Annotated in this window: 20 protein-coding genes; all 20 read right to left on the reverse strand. The window is 45.9% G+C overall.

All coding sequences use genetic code 11. The annotated features are described in order from the left end of the window. Positions 1 to 561, reverse strand: a complete 561-nt coding sequence (locus MKY82_RS17445; protein WP_194542906.1) for a methyltransferase domain-containing protein — start codon at positions 559 to 561, stop codon at positions 1 to 3. Positions 562 to 568: 7 nt separating this feature from the next. Continuing rightward, positions 569 to 769 carry a hypothetical protein gene (locus tag MKY82_RS17450; RefSeq protein ID WP_194542907.1) on the reverse strand — a complete coding sequence of 67 codons (201 nt, stop codon included), beginning with the start codon at positions 767 to 769 and terminating at the stop codon, positions 569 to 571. A gap of 21 nt (positions 770 to 790) precedes the next feature. Then, on the reverse strand, positions 791 to 2,023 hold the full coding sequence (locus MKY82_RS17455) for a glycosyltransferase family 4 protein (protein WP_339293956.1): 1,233 nt from the start codon (positions 2,021 to 2,023) through the stop codon (positions 791 to 793). After that, positions 2,020 to 2,751: a glycosyltransferase gene (locus MKY82_RS17460; protein WP_220685103.1), complete on the reverse strand. Its 732-nt coding sequence runs from the start codon at positions 2,749 to 2,751 to the stop codon at positions 2,020 to 2,022. Before MKY82_RS17460 ends, MKY82_RS17455 begins: the two co-directional genes overlap by 4 nt. Before the next feature lie 35 nt (positions 2,752 to 2,786). Beyond that, positions 2,787 to 3,383 carry a hypothetical protein gene (locus tag MKY82_RS17465; protein WP_162487533.1) on the reverse strand — a complete coding sequence of 199 codons (597 nt, stop codon included), beginning with the start codon at positions 3,381 to 3,383 and terminating at the stop codon, positions 2,787 to 2,789. Between the two features lie 314 nt (positions 3,384 to 3,697). Continuing rightward, the gene (locus MKY82_RS17470; RefSeq protein WP_339293957.1) at positions 3,698 to 4,387 is read right to left on the reverse strand and encodes an alpha/beta hydrolase; all 690 of its coding nucleotides are present in this window, start codon (positions 4,385 to 4,387) and stop codon (positions 3,698 to 3,700) included. A gap of 271 nt (positions 4,388 to 4,658) precedes the next feature. After that, entirely contained in the window at positions 4,659 to 5,186 is a 528-nt protein-coding gene (locus MKY82_RS17475) for a GNAT family N-acetyltransferase (RefSeq protein ID WP_339293958.1), read from the reverse strand. Between the two features lie 26 nt (positions 5,187 to 5,212). Further along, entirely contained in the window at positions 5,213 to 5,524 is a 312-nt protein-coding gene (locus MKY82_RS17480) for a hypothetical protein (protein WP_339293959.1), read from the reverse strand. Between the two features lie 289 nt (positions 5,525 to 5,813). Next, the gene (locus MKY82_RS17485) at positions 5,814 to 6,800 is read right to left on the reverse strand and encodes an aminoglycoside phosphotransferase family protein (protein ID WP_339296685.1); all 987 of its coding nucleotides are present in this window, start codon (positions 6,798 to 6,800) and stop codon (positions 5,814 to 5,816) included. Between the two features lie 377 nt (positions 6,801 to 7,177). Continuing rightward, entirely contained in the window at positions 7,178 to 8,260 is a 1,083-nt protein-coding gene (locus MKY82_RS17490; RefSeq protein WP_339293960.1) for a Gfo/Idh/MocA family oxidoreductase, read from the reverse strand. Positions 8,261 to 8,278: 18 nt separating this feature from the next. Then, complete coding sequence (locus MKY82_RS17495; protein ID WP_339293961.1) at positions 8,279 to 9,262, reverse strand: Gfo/Idh/MocA family oxidoreductase; 984 nt, start codon at positions 9,260 to 9,262, stop codon at positions 8,279 to 8,281. A gap of 130 nt (positions 9,263 to 9,392) precedes the next feature. Then, positions 9,393 to 11,084, reverse strand: coding sequence for an extracellular solute-binding protein (locus MKY82_RS17500; protein ID WP_339293962.1), 1,692 nt, complete (start codon positions 11,082 to 11,084; stop codon positions 9,393 to 9,395). A gap of 56 nt (positions 11,085 to 11,140) precedes the next feature. Continuing rightward, complete coding sequence (locus MKY82_RS17505) at positions 11,141 to 12,061, reverse strand: carbohydrate ABC transporter permease (protein ID WP_194542918.1); 921 nt, start codon at positions 12,059 to 12,061, stop codon at positions 11,141 to 11,143. A gap of 32 nt (positions 12,062 to 12,093) precedes the next feature. After that, entirely contained in the window at positions 12,094 to 13,044 is a 951-nt protein-coding gene (locus tag MKY82_RS17510; RefSeq protein WP_113059358.1) for an ABC transporter permease subunit, read from the reverse strand. 512 nt (positions 13,045 to 13,556) lie between these two features. After that, on the reverse strand, positions 13,557 to 14,699 hold the full coding sequence (locus tag MKY82_RS17515; RefSeq protein WP_194542919.1) for a GntR family transcriptional regulator: 1,143 nt from the start codon (positions 14,697 to 14,699) through the stop codon (positions 13,557 to 13,559). Positions 14,700 to 15,016: 317 nt separating this feature from the next. Then, the gene (locus MKY82_RS17520) at positions 15,017 to 15,934 is read right to left on the reverse strand and encodes a GNAT family N-acetyltransferase (protein ID WP_339293963.1); all 918 of its coding nucleotides are present in this window, start codon (positions 15,932 to 15,934) and stop codon (positions 15,017 to 15,019) included. Positions 15,935 to 15,998: 64 nt separating this feature from the next. After that, the gene (locus MKY82_RS17525) at positions 15,999 to 17,114 is read right to left on the reverse strand and encodes a hypothetical protein (RefSeq protein WP_339296686.1); all 1,116 of its coding nucleotides are present in this window, start codon (positions 17,112 to 17,114) and stop codon (positions 15,999 to 16,001) included. Positions 17,115 to 17,293: 179 nt separating this feature from the next. Further along, positions 17,294 to 18,220, reverse strand: a complete 927-nt coding sequence (locus MKY82_RS17530; RefSeq protein ID WP_339293964.1) for a DUF2268 domain-containing protein — start codon at positions 18,218 to 18,220, stop codon at positions 17,294 to 17,296. A 234-nt stretch (positions 18,221 to 18,454) separates the two neighbouring features. Next, positions 18,455 to 20,164 (reverse strand): iron ABC transporter permease, encoded by a 1,710-nt coding sequence (locus MKY82_RS17535; protein WP_339293965.1) that lies wholly within the window; start codon positions 20,162 to 20,164, stop codon positions 18,455 to 18,457. Continuing rightward, complete coding sequence (locus tag MKY82_RS17540) at positions 20,161 to 21,189, reverse strand: ABC transporter ATP-binding protein (protein ID WP_339293966.1); 1,029 nt, start codon at positions 21,187 to 21,189, stop codon at positions 20,161 to 20,163. The genes MKY82_RS17535 and MKY82_RS17540 overlap by 4 nt, the downstream gene beginning before the upstream one ends. Between the last annotated feature and the right edge of the window lie 82 nt (positions 21,190 to 21,271).

A 21,271-nucleotide genomic window follows, 5' to 3' on the forward strand; every position in this document is an offset into this window, starting at 1 on the left:
TCACTCCGAAGAAAATAAATACGTTGAAAAATCCCGGTTAATATAGTCTTTAAAATGCCTTTTGGCTTTAACGGGGAAAGCATCAAGTTCCTCGGTAGTCCAGATGCTGCGGTGGGTCTCGAATTCATTGCCGTACACCGTGCCTTGCGGCCATTCCGATCCGATGGGAATGTTAAGCAGAACGTGCTTGCCTCTAGCAATGCTGGCATTCAACAGGGTAAGCGCCTTATCCTTATCGAAATGCTCCAGAACATCGCCCATAATCATGACGTCATATTCTCCGGGCGAAGTTGACGGAATAAATTCAAAAGCATCAGCGATGTGAATTTTATCGTAGAAATACGCATGGTAACGGTCAATGTTTTTGGGGAATATTTCAATTCCCTCCACCCTTACCTTCCAATCCTTACGAAATACCCGCCCTGACCACACATCGAGGAATTCGCGGCATAACATGCCCCAGCGGCCAAATCCAACGCCGACATCAAGTACCGAGGACGGCGATATCTGCCGGAGCAGTTCCACGCAATACGAAATATTTTGCCAATTGGATGTCCCCATATTGTTCTTACCACCCCACTTCTCGTTGAGGCGATGGTTCATCATTCATCATGAGATTGATGATGCGAAAATCTGGAATGGCGTACTCTTGAGGAAGTTTGGCGGCAATCTGATCCCATACCTGTCGGTTGACAACTATATGCGGCTGGGAAAGCTGGGTTAAAAACAATCCGTTGTATCTATCCCCGGGAACGTGATGCATGTTCATAACAAACACCGCCTTTTAAAATTAGGATTGTTTTTTTAGAGACAACTGCTCCGAATAAACCCCTGTCAAATGTTTGATCATCGTATGAAGTGACCGGTTTTTTAAGGCCCACTCCAGCGCATTGTCCCCAAGCCTGCGCCGGAAGGAAGGATCCGACAGCAGCTGACCCAAATACAGATAAAGTACATGCGCGTCTCCCGGAGGAGACAGCAATCCGTCAACATTATGCCGTACCGCTTCTTTTAATCCGCCTGCACTGGATGATACGATGGGCAGACCTGCTAACTGAGCTTCCATAACGGAGTAGGACAGGGTTTCCATCAAACTGGGCATTGCGAAAATTTCGGCCTGACTCAGCAAATAGGGGACGTCCTCCCGGCTTCCGAGGAAACGAACCGCCGACTGAATACCCATCTGGCGACATAACTCCTCGTATTCATATCGTTTATCACCGTCTCCGACCAACCAGCATTCCCAATCCTGGCGGTCCACGTGCAGCCTGCACAAGGCATTCAACAAGACGTGAATCCCCTTCTCGTAGCTAAGACGCGATGTGCTGATGATCACGGTTTTATCCTTGGGCTTCATGATCGGATTTCCGGAAACCTTACGCATGCTGCTTTGAAAAAAAGGGATGTCGAGGGCGTAAGGAATAAGGACAATTCGATCGGAAGGAGCCCTAAATTGATGGACCATCACTTCTTTAAGCCATTCGGAAGCAAGAAGGACTTTATCGCTTACCGAACTCCCCAAGTATTCCATAGATTTATAGTATTTCCAGACCAAGGAGCTAGTGGGGTCTTCCGAAGAAGTTTTGTTGTTCTCAAGCATATCCCGTACTGTAAGAGCTGCAGAAGCGTGAATGGAGGTCACTAACGGTATTTGTCCTGGTTTTATGCGTTTTATGGCAGCGGCGGCAAGAACGTCTTGCGCGTGTATGATATCGTATTGATCAAGACCGATAAAGGCGAGTGATAACTCCATGCAATACCTGTCGGTCTCCGCTTCCCTGACCCAGGGATGCTCCGCAATCAAAGGCGCGGTGGCAGGGGTTATCTTGTAATCGAACATTTCCTTGAAATGAACCTTCGGAACCTCCTGATTACTGTTGAAAATATAAAACCGATCCAGTCCGTTCCCAAAAAGATCCACCTGATGTCCCTCTCGTTCAAGCCCCTGCTTCACCTGCAACATATATTTCCATAATCCACCGACGTACGGGATTTGAAAAAAGGTAGCCAGCAAGATTTTCAAGGCTGCCACCCTCCTGTCAGTAATACCTGTCTCCGCTGCTCCAGTCTGTCGCCGTATATGGCCTGAAGGGTCCCGATTTCCCGCTTAAGGGCGTCTTTGTGCTTTAAGGTTCCCATGTTCGGATGATATCGGTAATGCAGAAGAATATCATGCAAATAATGAAATTCGTACCCGGCGAGCACGACCCGGCACCACATGTCGTAGTCCTGCGTGTATTTAATCTCTTCATTGAACATGCCGACATGTTCAAGGAGCTGCCGCTTCATCATGATCGTACAGCCATTAATTGGACATTCCCTCTTCAATCGATCAAGCAGCTCCAGATTCGAAGTAAACGAAAAATTCGGTGCTTCCATGAGCACTAAGTTCCGATCGTTGACGAAGTTGAAGTTTGTACTGCTGATCCATGCCCCACGTTCCAGCATAAACGACATTTGTCTTGCTGTTTTGTTGGGAAGATAAAAGTCGTCCGAACTGAGCCAAGCAATATAATCCCCTTTAGCTTCTCGAATACCGGCGTTAAGGGCGGAAGCCGTTCCCCCGTTGATCTTTCGGATATACCGGATGCGGTCAACATAAGGATTCAGGAGATCCATATGTTCGGTAGACCCGTCATCGACCACAATAACCTCTATCTCGGGATAGGTTTGCGCCAAAGCACTCTCTACGGCCTGTTGAACATAAACACAGTTGTAGAAAGGGATAATAACCGTTACCTTCGGTATCATGTTATCTTAACCTCCTACCCGCGTATTGACCCCGGTTAGGAAAGTACCGGTTTTCCTATCGGACTTTTTATAAATTCATTTTGGGTTAGATAGATCAGCTGATGTACGCTCCATTGAAAGAAGGAAAAAACGGAGGGGCCTTCCACTTTTCGCAGCGTTCGCCGCTCGCCGTAATAAATATGACCGCTCGGGGAGCTGTACAGGCGTCCGTTAAGCACCGGGTACTGAAGAAAAAAAGAGGCGTCGATGGTGTGTCCAATCTGCAAAGATTGAACCAAGGAATCCGGGACATGCACGATTTCGTCCATTTGACACCGCAAACGTTGGAAGACTTCTCCAGACTGGATCGGGAATAAACAATTGTCCATCCACAAAAAGATCCCGGATCCACCCCCCTTTACGAATAGCGTCGCCGGGGCGCACTTCGCCCACTGTCCCGTAACCGTCACGCCTTCTCCAAGGGGATACAGGTTAAGCAGCATATCCTCAAGCGGTATGATTTTCCTGGCCATCAGTTTGTAAAAATAAAAAGAATCGATATCCATAATGGGCCGTTTTTGGCCGTGTTCAATCAAAAATACAGCCGAGCCCGAGTCGCGGACAAGCGTTCCATCCGGGATCTTGGTAATCATGTTCTGGACATGGTTATTGTAGATAACAATCCCTCCCTTCACCAATCTTTAATAATATACTCTTTGTCTTAGCGGCCTGAGCCGACGCGTGACTATATCTTCAAAAAAAGACTCTTTGCAAGAGTGACTTGCAAGAGTCTTTTCCTTTCAGAAAATCGCATCCATGAAAAGTTATTCGTCTAGACTCGGGACACAAACTTGTACCGAAAAAACAAAAAAGCCGCTAAAATAGCGACTTTCAATATCACAACGCTAATTTCCCCCCACAGTCTCCTATCCGCAATAGCCATATCGGATGTGAAGCGTTCGGAAACTTACAAATCAAGGAACTTTTTTACGGCAGACAAGAAAGCTGGTAAATTATCATCATGCACAAAGTGCCCAGCATCCTGTATCATTACCAACTCGCCATTCGGAATAAGCTCAGAAACTTCCTGCAATTTGTTTTGAGGAATATGACTGGACCCACCGCCTATAATAAGAGTCGGCATGATGATGTCGTTAAGACGCAGCCACCATTCGGGATTAGGTTCATTAAGTTGCCGTAAAATCGAAGGCACTACCAGCCAATCAAACGGCATAGGATCAGAAGGTTCGGCAGGAACTTCGATCGGCTTATCCGGAAAGGGAGGTGGAGTGTCTTCAACGATCAACTTTTCTATCCTCGAAGGATATGTTTCCGAGAAAAGGTAGGATACTGTTCCCCCCATGGAATGCCCAAGAAGCGTAAATCGTTCCAAATTCATAGCATTTGCAAAATGAAACAAGTCATCGCACATCAGTTCAAAAGTGTATTTACCTATTCTTGCGCTCCCACCGTGACCCCGTTGATCTAAAGCTAAAACGCGGCATTTTTCTCCTAATGCAACTGCGACTTGATCCCATGATTCTGCGCTTTTTCCCAGCGCGTGAAGTGCAACAATCGGCGGTGCAGAAGGTTCCCCACTCTCTCGATATTGAAAAGTGCGTCCATTCAATTCAATTTGATTCACACGTGTTTCCATCTCTGATCATCCTCAAACCAATTTGGCCCAATAATAGAAGGCGCCTACTGGAATTTTTAGTATTATTTTATTATTGAATGAACATTTAGTCAATATAAAAATGAGGACTGCATCATATCAGCCGCATTCCTTGTCATTTTGCTCGTTACCTAAATAAAGCTGTTGTCAGGAACTTGACTGCTTATAACAAAAAAAGGGTATCCCTCCGTCATCTACTGATGACTTTCGAGACAGCCCCGTCTATTTTCATTATTGAGCGATCGTTTCCCGTTTAGTTAATCAAACTTTTTTGCATATAAATCACAACTTCTGTTCCAATTCCTTTATTTCCATTTTCGTCAATCTGTTCCCAGCTGATTAAAAAATCCCCGTGCCCCCAATCCACATAGTCTAATTTTTCATAAAGTCGTTTGGCTTCCGGATTATTTATTCCCACCTCTAACCCTATACACGTACAACCCTTTTCTTTTGCTAAACGTTCGGCTTCTCGGATTATGGCTGTTGCAACACCTTGCCTCCGATATTCATATACTGTTAACCCAGCCTCTAAGAAAGCGCTATGGGTAATATCCACTAATTTAGTTACAGGTTCATCATTAGGACCACTCCAGCGTAATAAGAAATGCCCAACAGGGGTGTTATGATGCCAAGCGATTAAGTATAGTCCCTCACCTCTCTTTTGTGCAGCATATCGGTTGTACTGAAACATGGGATTACCAGGTGAAAACTGAGTAACAAGTAAACTCAACTGGGATTCTTCTGCTTCTTTTATTTCCAAGCATAATTTGTCTTTATTCATTTCATCTTCTTTTCCTCTCGATATTCTTATACGCCTCTGCGTCCCCAGCCAAAGACTTTGACGTGCACGATGGCTTTGGTTACCCAATGCGAGAGCACATACAACACGATGAACAGGATTAACAAAGGCCTAAATAAGAGCACTGCCACAACCCAAGTGAGCAGAATCTGCCAATTCTTCATTTTCCGCAAAAATTTGACTGGCCACAAAAATATTTTAAATAACATTTCGTTATGTTGAAGCGCCTCTAGAAATTCATCCTGGTACTGTTTGTCTTCTGGATCTAAGCGAACGGCATTCCATATATACGTCTCTTTCAGCTTGTATTCCACAGCCAAATATAATGGTGATTCCGGACGCAGTTCAAGTGCATGCGAAAGTGCCGTCTTCGCTTGGCTTGGCCTGCCCTTTGTTCAGCATATTGGCTTGCAGATAATAATAAAAAGGCTCATATGGATCTACTCGTAAGGCCTCTTGCAGAGCTTCTTCGAAAGCCCGATCCTTATCCGTAGCGTAGTAAACGCTGACCCGCACATACCAGGCCAGCTCTTGCTGCGGCTCCCGTCTAAGCGCCTGGTTCGACCAATGAAGAGCTTTTGTTGTCCTACGACATTTTTGTCGGAGGAATCACTGTTCATTCCTTATCTCAAAGATTTTTTGCAGGGTATGGATGTGCAGTGTTCTTTCATCGTCCGTTTCTTGGAGTTTGTTACCTGATCCTGCGTCCATATACCACTCTACAAGCCTGTACCCGAACATAAGTAGGATCAACTCATAAACGCAGTTATCCGTTATGTGTGAAATATCCGCATATTCCGAAAAGCCCTTGTAATACGCCGGGATACATCTACGGTAGTATTCAACCATGTCTTCAACATCGGCTTCGTCTGCGATAAGGCTTGCCATATCTTCACCTAAATAGCCCCACCCCGCGGTATCCCAGTCCATGAGTATGGTTTTGCCGTCTGAATAGAATATGTTTGCTACCCAAAAATCCCTGTGGCACAGCACGATGGGGAGCTTTTCAATACGGCTCCATATTTCGTCTGCGTTTTCATCAATATCGATGAGCATTTGGCATAGGTATTTCGGGATTTTGCATTCGTCGGAGCGTATATAATCGTATACTCTATTCCATGACCGATAATGAAGATAGAAATTTTTCATATAGTCCGCTTTGCTCAGGTTGGTCAAGCTCTGTAAAACAGCTGGCTGTTCGGCATATAACTTGCCTTGGAACCGTCCTAATTCCTCGGCTGCGCGTTCATACATATCGCCGGTCAAATCTAAACCCGATATGCCGTCGATATATTCCATCCATATCTGCGTTTCGTTTTCTTCTTCGTTCATTTCGACGTGATAGCATTCAGGCCAACGGAATGATTCAGAGAACAGCGCGCCGAAATTGGATTTATACAAATCATATTCCCTACGCCATGAATCGGGATCGTTGTAGCGCTCCCATTTCTTCTGCGTTTTTAATACGATTTTATAGGGTAATGTCTCACCGTCAGTGGTTTTGACATTACCCGTAACAAGCTGTACATTACCCACTGTACCGCCATGTAACGGTTTGGTTTGGAAATCGGTGCAGATTATTTTTGTACCGAGCATTTTGTTTAAAACCTGTGTTAGAGTTTCAGCTTTTATTTCGTTCAATACGAAGTCCTCCAATCGTTTTTTTAACATGGGAACGCCTATGCATAATCATATTGGAAAAGAAGCCAACGATGAAAGGTGGACTATGGATTTATTCATTTATTACCTCTTCCTGCCAGCTAGCTTAATGAAATCGCGATTGGAGAATGGTTAGATATCGTCTATCCGGTAATCGGAACATGTTCTCGTCCTTTTCGGGATAAAACAAAAAAGCCGCTTAATTAGCGACTTTCAATGGGAAGATGTTTTTGTCCCCCGACAGATGGACTCTTTTTTTCACTATCTATCATGAAGGGAAAGCACCACGGAAAAGTGCTCTTTATTTCACATCCTTAATCCTTATCAAAATAAACGGTTTTTCCTGTATCTGCGGATATATACACCGCCTCTAATATTTGTGAAACAATCATCGCTTCTCTTGGTTTAACCAAGGGTTCGGTATTGTTCACGATACTGTGAATCCATTGTTTGGCTTCATATTCGAAATCGGTCATCTCTTCTCCCCTGAAAAGGTCTCTTGCATTCGGATTCACCTCGATTTTATTGAGGAACAAGCTTCCGTCCCGCTCGCCGTTGATCCGCAGTTCATTTTTGGCAAAATCCGCCCCGCCCTTCGTTCCGCACAGCAGGTTGCCGCCGCTTTCCGCAAGGTTGAGGGCCCAACTGGTTTCAATGATGACCGTCGCACCATTTTTAAATTTCACATACCCGAACGCCGAATCTTCGACCTCGAATTCGCTCGGATCCCAGGATCCCCATTCGTTCGCGGCATTTTCGGTAAACTTCAGCTTATGGAAGGTACTACCGACGACACTCTCCGGTTCATAGTTATCCATCAACCATAGGATCAGATCCAGGGAGTGGGTTCCTATATCAATCATAGGACCGCCCCCCTGCTTCTCTTTATCCAGAAACACGCCCCATGTCGGCACGCCTCGTCTTCGGGTAGCGACCGCTTTTGCAAAATAGATATCTCCAAGCTCCCCATCGGAGATCATCTTTTTTAGCAGTTGACTCTTGGCGTTGGAGCGATTCTGGTACCCGACGGTTAGCTTCTTGCCTGTTCGCAAGTGGGCTTCGTACATCGCTTTGGCCTCCGCACCTGTGACGGCCATTGGTTTTTCGCACATGACATGTTTGCCGCTTTCAAGCGCATCAATGGAAATCGCTGCGTGCGAGCTGTTCGGTGTTAGCACATGGACGACCTCAATCTCTTCCATGGCAAGCAGATCCTTATAATTTGTAAATACCTTTGCGTCTGGCGTGCCGTACTTTTGGGCGGCTTCTTCGGCTCGTTCCGGCTTCAAATCGCAGAAGGCCACCATCTGTACGTTATCTAACTTGGACAAACACGGCATATGCTTCCCGCCCGCAATCATCCCGCAACCGATAATCCCTACTTTTACGGTCCTCATCGTATTCCCTCCCCCGCGTTATTTGAACTCTACCGTTCGATTTTCCTTATGCGCGATGTATGCCGCTTCCAATAGCTCCGTCAATTTCGTCCCGTCCTCCAGTCCGAAGGGCATCGGCTTGTCGTGAATCAATGCATCCGCCCACTGGATAATCGGAAGGGGCTGCCCTTTAGGGAGTTGAGCGGGTGAGATCCATCCGGAAAAAGGTAACTCGAGCTTCTTCGAGATGACTCGAACGGTATCGTCTGAGATCATCAAAGTGCCCTCCGTACCGTAAATCTCAAGGGCAGAAGGGGTTCTGTACGTCACAAGGCTGGTTTCGACCAGAGCGACCGCATTGTTGACGAACTCAATGGAGCATTGTGCGTTATCCTCCACTGCCCGATTGGTGAAGTAATGAAACATGGATGTGATTCTTTTGGGTTTACCGAGCAGCCAACTGGCGATGTACATCGGATGACAGCCCAAATCCATCATGGCTCCGCCCCCGGTTTGCTTCTCATCATACCAGTAATCGGGGAGCCAATTATTCAAAGCACCGTCGTGACCGTTACGAATACGCAGCAGCGTAATGTCCCCTAATACATGGTCATCGATCAGCTGCTTCGCAAACAATTGATGCGGCCTTGTACGGGCGGGAAAAGAAATGCAGAACTTGACGCCTGCTTTGCGTACCGCCGCAGAGATCCGATCGCATTCTTCAACAGTAAGAGCCATGGCTTTCTCGGTAAAGATGTGTTTGCCGGCCTCAGCGGCAGCCACCATGACGTCTGCGTGCATGCTTGTAGGGGCATCCACCACGACGCCATCAATGTCTTCCCGCTGCAGCAGCGCATCCAAATCTGCTTCAAAATCCACTCCCAAGCGGGCAGCCCATTCGCTTCCGCGTTCAGGCTGTTCGTCCCATACGGCCGTGAGCTTCACGTTACCGTGAGATTGCAGCTTTCTTGCGTAATCCTCTGCATGCACATGCCACTTACTTAGCATCGCAACGTTCAACATGCGTCTTCCCTCCAACGTTTATATTTTTCACTAGATATGAGTTCTCTTCAAAGGGAGGTAGGTAAAAATAAGGTTAGAAATGAATGGGGATGGAGTGACATCACCCACACCATCCCACAAACTTCCTTCACTAGAACCCTACATCATCCCGTTCTGCAGCTTTTTGAGCCACGAACTCCGCCATTTCCTCCACGCCGGCCGCTCTAAATTTTTCCTGAACACTATGAAGCATATTTAGAGCCTCTTCGTCGGACGCTGCAAAAAATGCTTTCTTAAATTCTTCATCGAAATTCAAACTGCTGGTTTTATCGATATATTCCTGATATTTAGGCCACTCTCTGGCAAGGTAGCTTGCGCTTACTTTGTCTATGATTTTGATCGGCATTCTTGCAGAGAAACTCTCCTCCAGCTTTTGCCACTCCGTTTTTTGATCTTCAGGCGTAGGCCAGGTGACTTCAGACGAGAAGGCGCCGATGAACCTTCCCGGAAGATAATTGAGTCCTGCGTCTCTTTTCAGATCCGGGTTGTCATCAAATTGTTTTTTTACATCAGCAATCCACTGGGGTATCCCGTTTTCCATGTTGTAGTGTGTTCCTTCGATCCCGAAATTCGCAAGCAATCGGCCTTCTTCGCTGTTGACATAATCAATGTACCGCAATGCCGCATCCGGATCTTTGATGTCCGCGCTTAAGAATAGGACAGGGAAGCCGGAACGACCGGGCTTTTCCACTTGCGTTCGAATGTTTCCGCTCTTATTCTTCATCGGCCCGAGTAGTTCATATTGCATTTCCGGATTCGTCTTATACAGCGTTTTTTGTAAATCAGCTAACATCGGCTGGGCTCCGAATATGGCAAGCTTGCCCGTCGTCAGCTTTTCATTCGCTGTTGTACTCGTATTGTTGAAGGCTTCAAGATCAAACAAACCTTCCGTTAATAACTTCCTCATGTATAACAACCTGGCTTCATGATCCTTCGTTTGCGTCCAGTGAATCAGTTTTCCATCCACTTCACGGAAGTCCGAAATCGTGTAATCCGTCCACCCGGCAAGGAATTGGCCGTAATCCCATCCATTCCACATGGTTCCGGCCGGGATGACCGGCTTTCCGCCAATATCCTTGAAACCGCCGTCTCGGATCTTGACCAATAGATCATATAATTCTTCTTGCGTATCAATATCCTCCGCTTTTACATTTAAAGCTTTCAGGATATCTCCCCTGGCAAAAAGGCCGTAATTCCAATTATGAATGCTCTCCGGGGTTCCGTCCGGGGTTTCTGTAGGAATGAGATAAGTCTTGCCTTCAAATTCGGGACTATTGAGATCGAACTCGGCAAAATCCTTCGCAATCCCGGTTGTCACAAGTCTTTTAACATTCGGGTATTTATCGAGATAAGGGGTTAAATCCAGAAGCTGTCCTTCCGTGGCCGCCTTCTTGATGACTTGTCCTTCTCCTCCTGTCGTAGACCAGAAAGGTGCATTAACGATATCCGGAACCGTACCGGAAGCAAATATGGTGTTTAGTTTTTCTACTTCGCTTGTTGTGATGGATTCGAGTTTTAACGTGACCCCGGTTTTCTCCCTGATCTGCCCGGCTACGGGATTATTCTCCTGGTCCTGCGGGAAACCGGCTCCGCCGCCGTTCCACGCACTGAGAAAAGTCAAGGTTACCGGTTTTATTTCTTCAGTACCTGACTCCTTCGGACCCGTGTCAACCGAGCCTGCCTCCTTTTCTCCGCCTGTTCCCGTGCATGCCGTCATGGTCACGAAAAGCAGCAAAGCGATTAGTATCATGCCAAGAACACTCCTGCGCTTGTTCTTTCTCATCCTACAATCCCCTTCCATTGGAAGTTTTATATAAGAGGCTTAGCCTTTTATACCAACTACTCCTTCAGAGAACCTACCAATACGCCTTTTACAAAATACTTCTGAAGAAATGGATACACACAGATGATCGGGGTTGTAATAATAATAACGAACGTCATCCTCAAGGCTTCCGGCGTTACGCCTCGCAGCTCCATCTGCGTCTCGGTCATGTTTTGAATCGCAGAACCGCTATTACCCGACGATGACGTCATCGACTGGAAGGACGCTTCGCTGATCATCTTGTTCAGGAACGTGGCTGCAGGCTGCAGGTTCTCATTCTGTATGAAAAACTGACCGGTAAACCAGTCATTCCACACGCCCACCCCGACAAACAAGGCAATGGTAGCAAGCACCGGCATCGAAAGAGGCAGGATGATTCTTGCAAATACCGACAACTCGCTGGCTCCGTCGATTCGGGCCGATTCCGACAGACCTTCAGGGATCCCGTCGAAAAAGGTTTTCATGATAATCGCATTGAAGAAATTGTATAGGGACGGCAGCACCAACACCCAAAACGTATCCAGAATGTGGATTTGCCGGAACAGGATAAATGTAGGAATAAGTCCTCCGCTGAACAACGTGGTAAAGAAAAAGAAGAATACGATATATTTTCTTCCGGGCAGTCCTTTCCGCGAAAGCGCGTAGGCTAATAAGGCCGTCAAAAATACGGAGGCAACCGTAACGACAAGGGTTCGGGTTACGGAAATATAAAACGAATTTAAGATCAATGAGTTGCTAAAAGCTTTTGCATAGTTTTCTAGTGTAAACACTCTAGGAAAAAAATAGATTCCACCCTTCATCGCATCGTAGCCGTCATTAAAAGAAAGGGCTAGAAAATAGATAAATGGATAAAGTGCCGTAGCGCAGAATAAAAGCAGCACCGAATAGTTGAGCGTCATATACAATTTATCTGCTGGCGTCAGCCTTCTCGCATCCATACACACACCTCCTCATCTTGAGTGCCAGCTGATTACCATAACGATACGTTACTCACACGCCTGGATATATTATTGACAGCAACAATGAGCAGCAGCGAAATCGCTGACTTGAATAATCCAATGGCCGTGGAATAGGCTAATTGCCCCTGTTGGAGGCCTGTTTTTAAGACATAGGTGTCCAAGATCTCCGAGACGCTTAATGTTGCTGGGGACTGCATCAGCCAGATTTGATCAAAGCCCGCGTTCAGTATTCCGCTGAGGGAGAAGATAAGCAATATGCCGATCGTTGGAGTAAGGCATGGAAGCGTGATCTTAAATAGTTTGCTCCACCTTCCAGCCCCGTCGATTTCGGCTGCCTCATACAAATGCGGATCGATATTCGTTAACGCGGCTAAATAAATGATCGAACCCCAGCCTACCCCTTTCCAGATGTCGGAAATGATGACCAATGGATAGAATAATTCCGGTTTTCCCATGAAAAAGATCGGATCCAAACCCATTTGGTACCGAATGTCATTGATAAGCCCTACGTTCGGAGACAGGATTTTTTGAAGCAAGGTCACGACAACGACCCACGACACGAAGTGCGGCAGATAGGAAATCGTCTGAAACACTCTTTTGATTCTCTTGTGCATGACGGCATTGAGCATTAAGGCCAGGATCAATGGAGCTGGAAATCCGAAAATTAGTTTCAGGGCGCTGATGGATAACGTATTTCGGAGCACATCGTAAAAGCTGGAATCGTTTAAAAACTGTTCGAAATATTTAAAGCCTGCCCACGGACTCCCCAAGATCCCCAGATTGAATTTGAAATCTTTGAATGCGATTAATATGCCGTACATCGGATAGTAAGCAAACACCAGAAACCAGATGATCGCAGGAAGCAAAAATAAATATATATGTCTAAATTGCCATATCTTCGTTAATTTCTTATTCTTTTTTAACTGCTCAAATCCAGGGATAACAACACCTTTTGGTACCATTCTCCGAACACCTCCTCCATCATCGTCGGATCGGATTTTTACGAATCCATACCCGATAGCCTAGGTACAGAGCCATTGCCAACGGTTTTCGAATTTCGACGATATATAGCGACTGCCTCCCCCTCCTTACTGCAAGCGGTTTCATTAAGATAGTTTAAATATATTCAATATACTGTAGGAATCATTCCATAATTTCTTCATTTGGATAAAAGTAATCTTCGGGTCAAAAAAAGTATTGGTGATTTCTTTAAAATAATGAATCGGGGGTACATGAAAAAGAAAGCTGCTGTTAGCCTAGGGGAGGCTCATGTTCTTTAGGTTATAAATGAACGGGGTAAGCCCCCTTCTCCCGCCCATATTTTTGAGGCGTTTATTCCTTGGCGAGGATACATTATATTCAATATATATTTATACAATGGTTTGAAGAGCCTCTACTGAATTTCGTTATGGATGTAGGACCTAATTACGGGAGGATTTCATGAGAGAAAGTTGCGGTAAGCGGGTGTGGAATATCATGAAGTGAAGAGAACGTTTTTTCCCGTCGTCTCGCCAATCACCAATTCCGGCTCCACGAGGGTTTTAAAGTATTTTCCGTCTTGTCCGTCATCACTGTTAATGACTTCAAGCAGCGTGTACGCCGCGCGGTAGCCCATGTCCCGTTCAAACTGTTTAACATGCGTAAACGTGCTGTAGCCTTCGATGATGGAAGTCGGATCATCAAAACTGATGATGGAAATGTCCTCAGGCACCTTCAATCCAGCTTGACGCGCAATCTGGTAGATTTTCACGCCAAGACTTCCATTTAGCGTGATATAGGCGGTTGCCATTCGATTTTGGATATAGCGGTACAGGGGATGGGTTTCAGCTTGCTCCAAACTTCCGATTTCAAAATCGGTCACGATGTGGGCAGGATTAATGAGGGATCCCTTTTCCTTGAAGGCATTCATATATCCGTCGATCCGCTCTTGAACGGTAACGGTTTGTATGGGGGAATCGGAGCATATGGCGATTTCGCGATGCCCCAGCTCCCACAGGTAGTTTACAGCCATGTTAACGCCAAGCCTGCCGTCTGATGCGATATAATGCGTTTCGACCCCTGGAAGGTAACGGTCGATGAGAACGAACGGAAACCCCGCAAATTTCATGCTTAGAATTTCCTCGTTGAATAATTCCTCGTCAACCGGGAAAATCAGTAACCCTTCCACTCCGATTTTACAACATGTCTTGATTGCCTCTTTTTCCTTATCAAGGCTGCCCTCCGATAAATAGATGACGCAGCGGTAATCGTTCTCGTTGAGTGCCTGCTGAATACCTTGTATAAGCCGAATCGTAAAATAATCATAAATGCTGGGCAGAATCAGGCCTATTAACCGTGTCCCCATTTCTCCGCCAGCTTTATGAATAGACTTTACGGCGTTTATAGGAGAAGTCGCCGACATTTCAGATTCAGGTTCACTTACAAAAGTCCCCTTTCCGGGCACTCTGGTTATGATTTTTTCGTTAACCAAGCCGGCCAGGGCATTAACGACCGTAATCTTGCTGACTCCGAAACGCTCCATGAGTTCTTTTTCCGTAGGAATACGGTCTCCAACCTTCAATACTTGCGACGATATCAAGTCGCGTATATACTCTTGAACCCTCTGATACAACGGCATTCTTTCCGTAGAGCTCAACCGAATCACCACATTTCATTCAATATGTTTAATATATACATTACGAATGGCGCAAGCGCTTTATTCCATATCCTTTCTTTGTTTGTGTAGAGCCGGGAGAATGCATCGGATGTATTCTCCCAGCTCCTCCATTACTTAAAATAAAAAAATGCTTGCTTGCAGTTGTCATGGTCTATATGTTCTTGTCAAAATATATACAGCGTAAAGAGAAGCCGCATATTGACGATCGTCCATGCGGGGTGCACAAAATAAACGGACAGTCGAGATCTGCTCAACTGTCCGTCCATTAAATCAAGCTGTCATGAGAATGACTTACACCATACAAACATTTTCCCAAAGTCTTGGAAGCCAACCCTCTTGTAGACGCGCATCGCGTCATCCGGTTCAGAATCCAGCGTCCACATTCCTCCATGATTAATGTAGAGCTTGCTGACGCCGAGTTCTTTCAAGCTGCGCATACACTCGTATAAAAGGTTTGTCCCCAATCCCCTTCTTCGATGGGTAGAAGCTGTTCCAAACGGCTCGATAATCGCGATGTTGTTTTCGCTGTCATGCCAGATATTTGCAAAGCCGACGACTGTATTCGCTTCGTCTATTATAACCAAGTCCAAATCCTGACTGTACGTTGGACAGGACATCAAACGGCGGTATATATCCATATTCGGCGCAGTCAACCCAGCTGAACCGCTCATAATCATAATCTTTTGCTCCAAATTATCCGTCTCAATTGGACGAACCTTGAACCCCTCGGGAAAACGAGGCTCGTGATTCGCAGTTTCCAAATCCATGACCCCGGAATACATGTACCATGTATGCTGCTCATATCCCCTTGCCTTTAGCGTCTCTACTCGCTGATTATCTTCGACATAACCCCAAATATAAACTTCCAGTCCACTCCGATCTTCAAGCGAACGACCGCAGTAGTGTCTTTCCACCCAGGCGAATATTTCATCTTCCAGGTGAAAGTATTCAGGCCCGGTAAAGATATAAATAATTCGGTGATGCCCCGGCCAGATCGCGCCGATGATCGTACCGTCTTCAATTTCGCAGATTGTCAGGCTTTGAAGGAACTTATCACCACCAAAGGCGCGGTTGTAGTCAAAATCTCCAAGACTCGGGTAAAACCGGCGATTCGGGTCGGCAAACTTTTGGGTGATCAACTTGCGAAGCGTCATGTAATCGCTCTCATCCCTATAGTGCCGAAATTGTACTGTCACGTCTTCTCACTCTCCGTTTCTCACTTCAAAACACCCATAACCTTGCCCTTGTCTCGACAAGTAATCAAATTCTGCTTACATAAAATGATTCGAAATCAGCAACTGAGTCGAACTGGTTCAAAGATACACCTTCTGTTCTTAGATGATTCTCTAATTGTTCGATCAGCTTCAGGACAGCTATTCGCAATGGTTCGAAATCCTCGGGATCCAGAAGCGCAGTGAGATCCGGATAGCTGAAGCGATGATAATATTCCCGATACTCCCCCAAATCGAAAATGGCAGGCCAGCGTCCTGTTTCGGCTGCGTACAAAATACGTGCCAAACCATCTTGTACGCCTGTAGCAACGAAAAACGCGGTTTCATAGTGGCCTTTTTCGCAAGCGGTTAGGAGCTTGTTAAGCATTCCTTTTTCCTCTTCATAGTATCCCTTCATCCAAGTATGGTATGAACGTAATCCTTTGAGCTTGTTTCTTCGTTCTGAAATTATATGAAGGGTGTCTACAGTCAGTTTCTCGCAAGCAGTCTTGATTTCATCTTTAGAATGGCTGAACATCATTGTATCAAGGTAGAGATCCAGTTGGTCTGGCTTAATTGGGAGATTGTTGACTTGCTCGCGATAATGGCCCCACATGCGTGTATAGTACGTTTGGTTTAACAACGCAAGAGATTTAAAAATGGTAGCGGCAGTTTCTTGCGCCAGTATCCGACAAAAGGATAAATCCATGGAGTCTCCGGCAAAACGAAGCTTTATCAAGCTAGTAAAACCATCACGCACGACAACCTCAGCTCTATTGATCAATGTTAACGTGTTGGACGGCTCCCCCATGGAAGAGATGGTCTCACGGAGTTTCATGAATTTCGCCAGGTCTTCATCGGAACGCACATACAATAGTTCACAATCCGCAATAATGGTCGTACTCCAATCTTCGGAAGCTGACATTCTTTCAGCACGATCCCATCCAATTGGCCAAAAATCAAAACTGATACCGTCGATTATAAACTGTAATTCCACTTGTTTTCCTCTAGGTGTGGCCGGAATGAAGAAAAAGTCTAAGTCCGATCGCTCTGTCGCCCTCCCCTGCAAATAGGATCCGTAATATCCGACAATCGCAACATCTTGCGGGTAATGGGTCTTAATATGTTTGACAATGACATCGGCTACAGCAAAAACATCAACCATCAAATCCCCCCCTCCTACATACATCCTCTTGATCACGTATTGGAAATACGAATCATGGCATATGCTGATCGTATCGCTCATTCTAGTGGCTGATCTCTCAACCATTCATCCTGATACGGACAGTTGTATGGGATAACGAATTGTATTGAAGCTAAATGCTAAAATTTTGAACAATATCTTTAACAGCTAATCATGGTTTCTTCATTCCAAAATTCTTTTACTTCGTCTAGGATTTGAGCAGCAGGCGTTATTGTGGCCTCGAAAATCGTTCTTCCTGTTCTTCGTAAATAATATTGGATTAAATGATATCCGCAAGCGTATCCGGCGCTATAAGGCATGTTGACCGGTGTAAAGTTTTGAAGTTTTGCGATCTCGTCACCGTAAAGATAAGGAGCAAATTGATCAAACCCCGTTAATTGCAATTTCTCTCTAAGCACAGGCTTTATGCGTGTGTTAAGCGTTTCTGCGTTAGTTTTCGTTACCCAGGGACCGAGCAATTCTTCTCCAAACATGAACGTAGCATAGTTCTCAGCTAATCCTTCACTTACAATGAGCTCGCCCAAATTAACGGTGTGATCCCACTGAATAAATTGATAACGCACATTATGGTTGCATTCGTGCGCCAGCGAAGCCTTCATTCGAGGAATCGTGTACTCGTTTGGCAAGAGTGTACCCCAGATAAACCCGGGAATGCCCCCAAAGCCGCTATATCCTTCGTTTATTACTAAAGCACGGCTTTCCGGATTCCCTAGTTGAATCGTAAACAAATAGTCGGTTACAGGGAGATTAATTTCATGCTCTGCGAATAGATGCAGGCTTTTCTTCACAGCATGCTCACACTCTAACCAAAATGATTCGGACGAAATCAGCTCGATCTCTGCCGAAATCTGAGGGGTAATCTGATCTGGGGATCGATGCATCATACTATTAAACGTAATAACGTCAAAACCATTCGCCTCTTCAGCTTTAAAAGGAATCTGTTGAATCTGCCATTGTTTCATAAAGGGAGCCATCATTTCGTTTCTGAACAATTCAAGCTTTTCCTCGGGCGAAGCTTGAGCAACTTTTTGATAAATATGATCTGAGCGCAGTGATTTAATATTCATTTCTCACACTCCTAGTTATGTATTCGTAGAGATAATACACAAACATCATATTTGAAAAGAAGACAACGATGATACACCAACTATAGATATATTCATTTATTACCCTCTTACCTCTAATGGAAAAGGGAGCAGCTGCCGCGGCATCATCTGCTCCCAAGTCATTCAACTCGATCCTTGTTTATTTTTGGTAATGCAAGCCGGGCATGTCCCTATGTGGCATGTTAACCCGGCAACTCAAGATCTGCTGTTTCTTCCATATACGAAATATAAAGTAACGGATGACATGATCATCAATATCACCGAATAAACCAATGTCAACGCTTTGGTATCTGCTAGCGCCTGAGCATCCGTGCTGTTCTTGATGACGATTCCTAACGGCTGATACAAAGGATGATAGAGGAACACGGTTACGTCATAATCGGCCAAAATTCCGTTGAAATTCAAGGCAAGAACAGCTAGCGTCGATGGCAGAATGATCGGCAGCAATACTTTTCTGAACGTATAAAACGGTTTGGCACCCAAATTCCTTGCAGCGTCTTCCAAATTGCTGTCCAAGCTGAAGAAGGAGGCCTTGACCATTCGCAGGGTAAAAGGAATATGGATGATGACATACGCAATCAGAAGCATCCAGACCGTGCCAACCAACACCGTATTCCCGATCATCAGCTTCGGCGTGTTAAAGGTTACGATCAGTCCGATCGCAATCAGCGTTGACGGCAGAATCCACGGAATCAGCAATGCGTATTCCAGGGCAAGCGCCCACTTGTTCTTATATTTATGCAATATCCTTGACGCAACCAGCGCCAATGCGACAACAATGACCGAGGCAGCTGCGGCATATAGAATACTTACGAGATAAGGCTTGAATGCCGACATGGATGAAAATACTTGAATGTAATTATCCAACGTAAAGCTGTTCAAATTCAACGTGGCGGTAGAGATACTGGCCGCATCGGTGAACGAAAAGATGATGATCAGCACAACCGGAATGATGTAGAGAACAAACAGGCCGTAAGCCAGAATATGAGCGGCTAAATTCCCGGATTTGCTGCGGATTTTTTGTTTGACCAGCTCCGATTTGACTTTGGAGACCGACATGAAGTTGCCTTTACGTTCGAACCGGATCATCACGGTCAACAACACCAATGTGGCCACTCCGAGAATAAGGGCCAGCAGCGCAGCCAAATCTCTTGACGTCATGCTTCTCGAGAACGTCAGAATCATCGGCGTAATCGTCTGGAATTCCTTGCCTCCGAGGATAAGCGGCGCGGACGTGGCAGCCAGGCCGGTGAGAAAAGTCAGAATCGTCAGCGCATAGATCGTAGGTTTCAGGACCGGGAGCACGACCCGCCGAAAGATATACCAAGTAGACGCCCCCATATTTCTCGCGGCCTCCACCGTTTGAAAGTCGATTTTGCGAATCGCATTGCTCAGGAACAGGAAGTGGTTGGACGTGCAGGCGAACGTCATGACGAATAGAACCGCCCAGTAGCCGTGAAACCATGTCGTATTAAAAGAAGGGAATAATTGAACCAGGAGCTTGGTCATAAACCCCTCTTCGCCATAGACGAATTTATAGCCGGACACCAGCACGACTCCGCTGTAAATCAGGGTCGTAAAATAACCCAATCGCAAAATCTTCGCGCCATTGATATCGAAATATTCCGAAATCAAAACCAGCGTAATCCCCACCACATTTACCGTAATAACAAGGGAAAAAGCGAGAATAAAGCTGTTATATAAACTTCGCATCGCGCGTTCGGACGACAGCAGCTTCTCTGCCGCTTCCAGCGTAAATTTGCCGTCCTTCATGAAAATTTCGCCGTAAATATTCAAGTTCGGATAAATCAGAAAGGCAATGACAAACCAGACAATCAACCCGTATAAAAGGATCGAGACAGGGTTTATGGAAGCCAGCCGGGTGCTCAGGTTCCGGGCATTCATGCTTCGCCCTCCCTCATCGGATATTGCAAAATATCGCGGGTCGGGAGGTAGATGTCTACATCGTCGCCGACCTCATGATGGACGAGCCTGCTTTCTATTTCGATGGTCTTTAACCGTCCGCCGCCGGCAATCTCCAATACGTACTTGCTGTATAAACCGTAAAATTCCCGGTCCGCGATCTTGCCTTTCAATTGGACCGTATCGATACCCTGCAGGGGCTGCAGACTTACCTTCTCGTTGCGGATATAGGCGATATTCCCCGGCTGAACAACATCATTCAACCGGCTGTTCTCTACCATCCGCGGATCGATCCGGTTAATATCTCCGATGAAATTGCACACAAACTCCGTTTGGGATTGATTGTAAACTTCCATGGGCGTGCCCACTTGCTCCAGGACTCCATGATTGAATACTCCGATCCGGTCGGACAGCGTTAACGCTTCTTCCTGGTCGTGCGTGACATATATCGTTGTGATCCCGAATTTTTTCTGCAATTGTTTCAGCTCATTGCGCAGCTGTACCCGCAGCTTGGCGTCCAAGTTGGATAAAGGTTCGTCCAGTACCAAGATGCTCGGCTTCAAAACCAGCGCCCTGGCAATCGCAACGCGCTGCTGCTGGCCGCCGGATAGTTCCGATACCTTCTTGAACAGCTGATCATCTTTCAAATCAACCTTCCGGGCAATGTCCCGAACCTTCTGATCCAATTCCGCCTTGGGTAATTTCTTGACTCGCAAGCCAAAAGCGATATTCTCGTACACATTCATCGTTGGAAAGAGCGCATAGCTTTGAAATACCATCCCGATCTCTCTTTTTTCGATCGGCAAACGGGTAATGTCGGCGTCTTTCAGCAGGATCTGTCCGCTCGTAGGCATAATAAACCCGACCAGACTGCGAAGGGTCGTCGTCTTCCCGCAACCCGAAGGACCAAGGAACGTGAAGAATTCCCCCTCCTGAATATGCAAATTAAGGTTTTTGACCGCATGAAATTCACCGAATTTAATATCAACGTTCTGGAATGTAATCATATTATTCTCTTCCTTTTTGTTGTACTTGAATGAACGGCTGCATATTGGCATCCCCAACATGCAGCCGGCTTGACTCCATTCC

The sequence above is a fragment of the Paenibacillus sp. FSL W7-1279 genome, from assembly GCF_037969845.1.
Taxonomy (GTDB): domain Bacteria; phylum Bacillota; class Bacilli; order Paenibacillales; family Paenibacillaceae; genus Paenibacillus_AQ.

Coding starts and splice junctions, on each gene's coding strand:
- MKY82_RS17445 (WP_194542906.1), bottom strand. CDS start 561: ATGGGGACATCCAATTGGCAAAATATTTCGTATTGCGTGGAACTGCTC.
- MKY82_RS17450 (WP_194542907.1), bottom strand. CDS start 769: ATGAACATGCATCACGTTCCCGGGGATAGATACAACGGATTGTTTTTA.
- MKY82_RS17460 (WP_220685103.1), bottom strand. CDS start 2,751: ATGATACCGAAGGTAACGGTTATTATCCCTTTCTACAACTGTGTTTAT.
- MKY82_RS17465 (WP_162487533.1), bottom strand. CDS start 3,383: ATGATTACCAAGATCCCGGATGGAACGCTTGTCCGCGACTCGGGCTCG.
- MKY82_RS17470 (WP_339293957.1), bottom strand. CDS start 4,387: ATGGAAACACGTGTGAATCAAATTGAATTGAATGGACGCACTTTTCAA.
- MKY82_RS17475 (WP_339293958.1), bottom strand. CDS start 5,186: ATGAATAAAGACAAATTATGCTTGGAAATAAAAGAAGCAGAAGAATCC.
- MKY82_RS17485 (WP_339296685.1), bottom strand. CDS start 6,800: ATGCTCGGTACAAAAATAATCTGCACCGATTTCCAAACCAAACCGTTA.
- MKY82_RS17490 (WP_339293960.1), bottom strand. CDS start 8,260: ATGAGGACCGTAAAAGTAGGGATTATCGGTTGCGGGATGATTGCGGGC.
- MKY82_RS17495 (WP_339293961.1), bottom strand. CDS start 9,262: ATGTTGAACGTTGCGATGCTAAGTAAGTGGCATGTGCATGCAGAGGAT.
- MKY82_RS17500 (WP_339293962.1), bottom strand. CDS start 11,084: ATGAGAAAGAACAAGCGCAGGAGTGTTCTTGGCATGATACTAATCGCT.
- MKY82_RS17505 (WP_194542918.1), bottom strand. CDS start 12,061: ATGGATGCGAGAAGGCTGACGCCAGCAGATAAATTGTATATGACGCTC.
- MKY82_RS17510 (WP_113059358.1), bottom strand. CDS start 13,044: ATGGTACCAAAAGGTGTTGTTATCCCTGGATTTGAGCAGTTAAAAAAG.
- MKY82_RS17515 (WP_194542919.1), bottom strand. CDS start 14,699: ATGCCGTTGTATCAGAGGGTTCAAGAGTATATACGCGACTTGATATCG.
- MKY82_RS17525 (WP_339296686.1), bottom strand. CDS start 17,114: ATGGTTGATGTTTTTGCTGTAGCCGATGTCATTGTCAAACATATTAAG.
- MKY82_RS17530 (WP_339293964.1), bottom strand. CDS start 18,220: ATGAATATTAAATCACTGCGCTCAGATCATATTTATCAAAAAGTTGCT.
- MKY82_RS17535 (WP_339293965.1), bottom strand. CDS start 20,164: ATGAATGCCCGGAACCTGAGCACCCGGCTGGCTTCCATAAACCCTGTC.
- MKY82_RS17540 (WP_339293966.1), bottom strand. CDS start 21,189: ATGATTACATTCCAGAACGTTGATATTAAATTCGGTGAATTTCATGCG.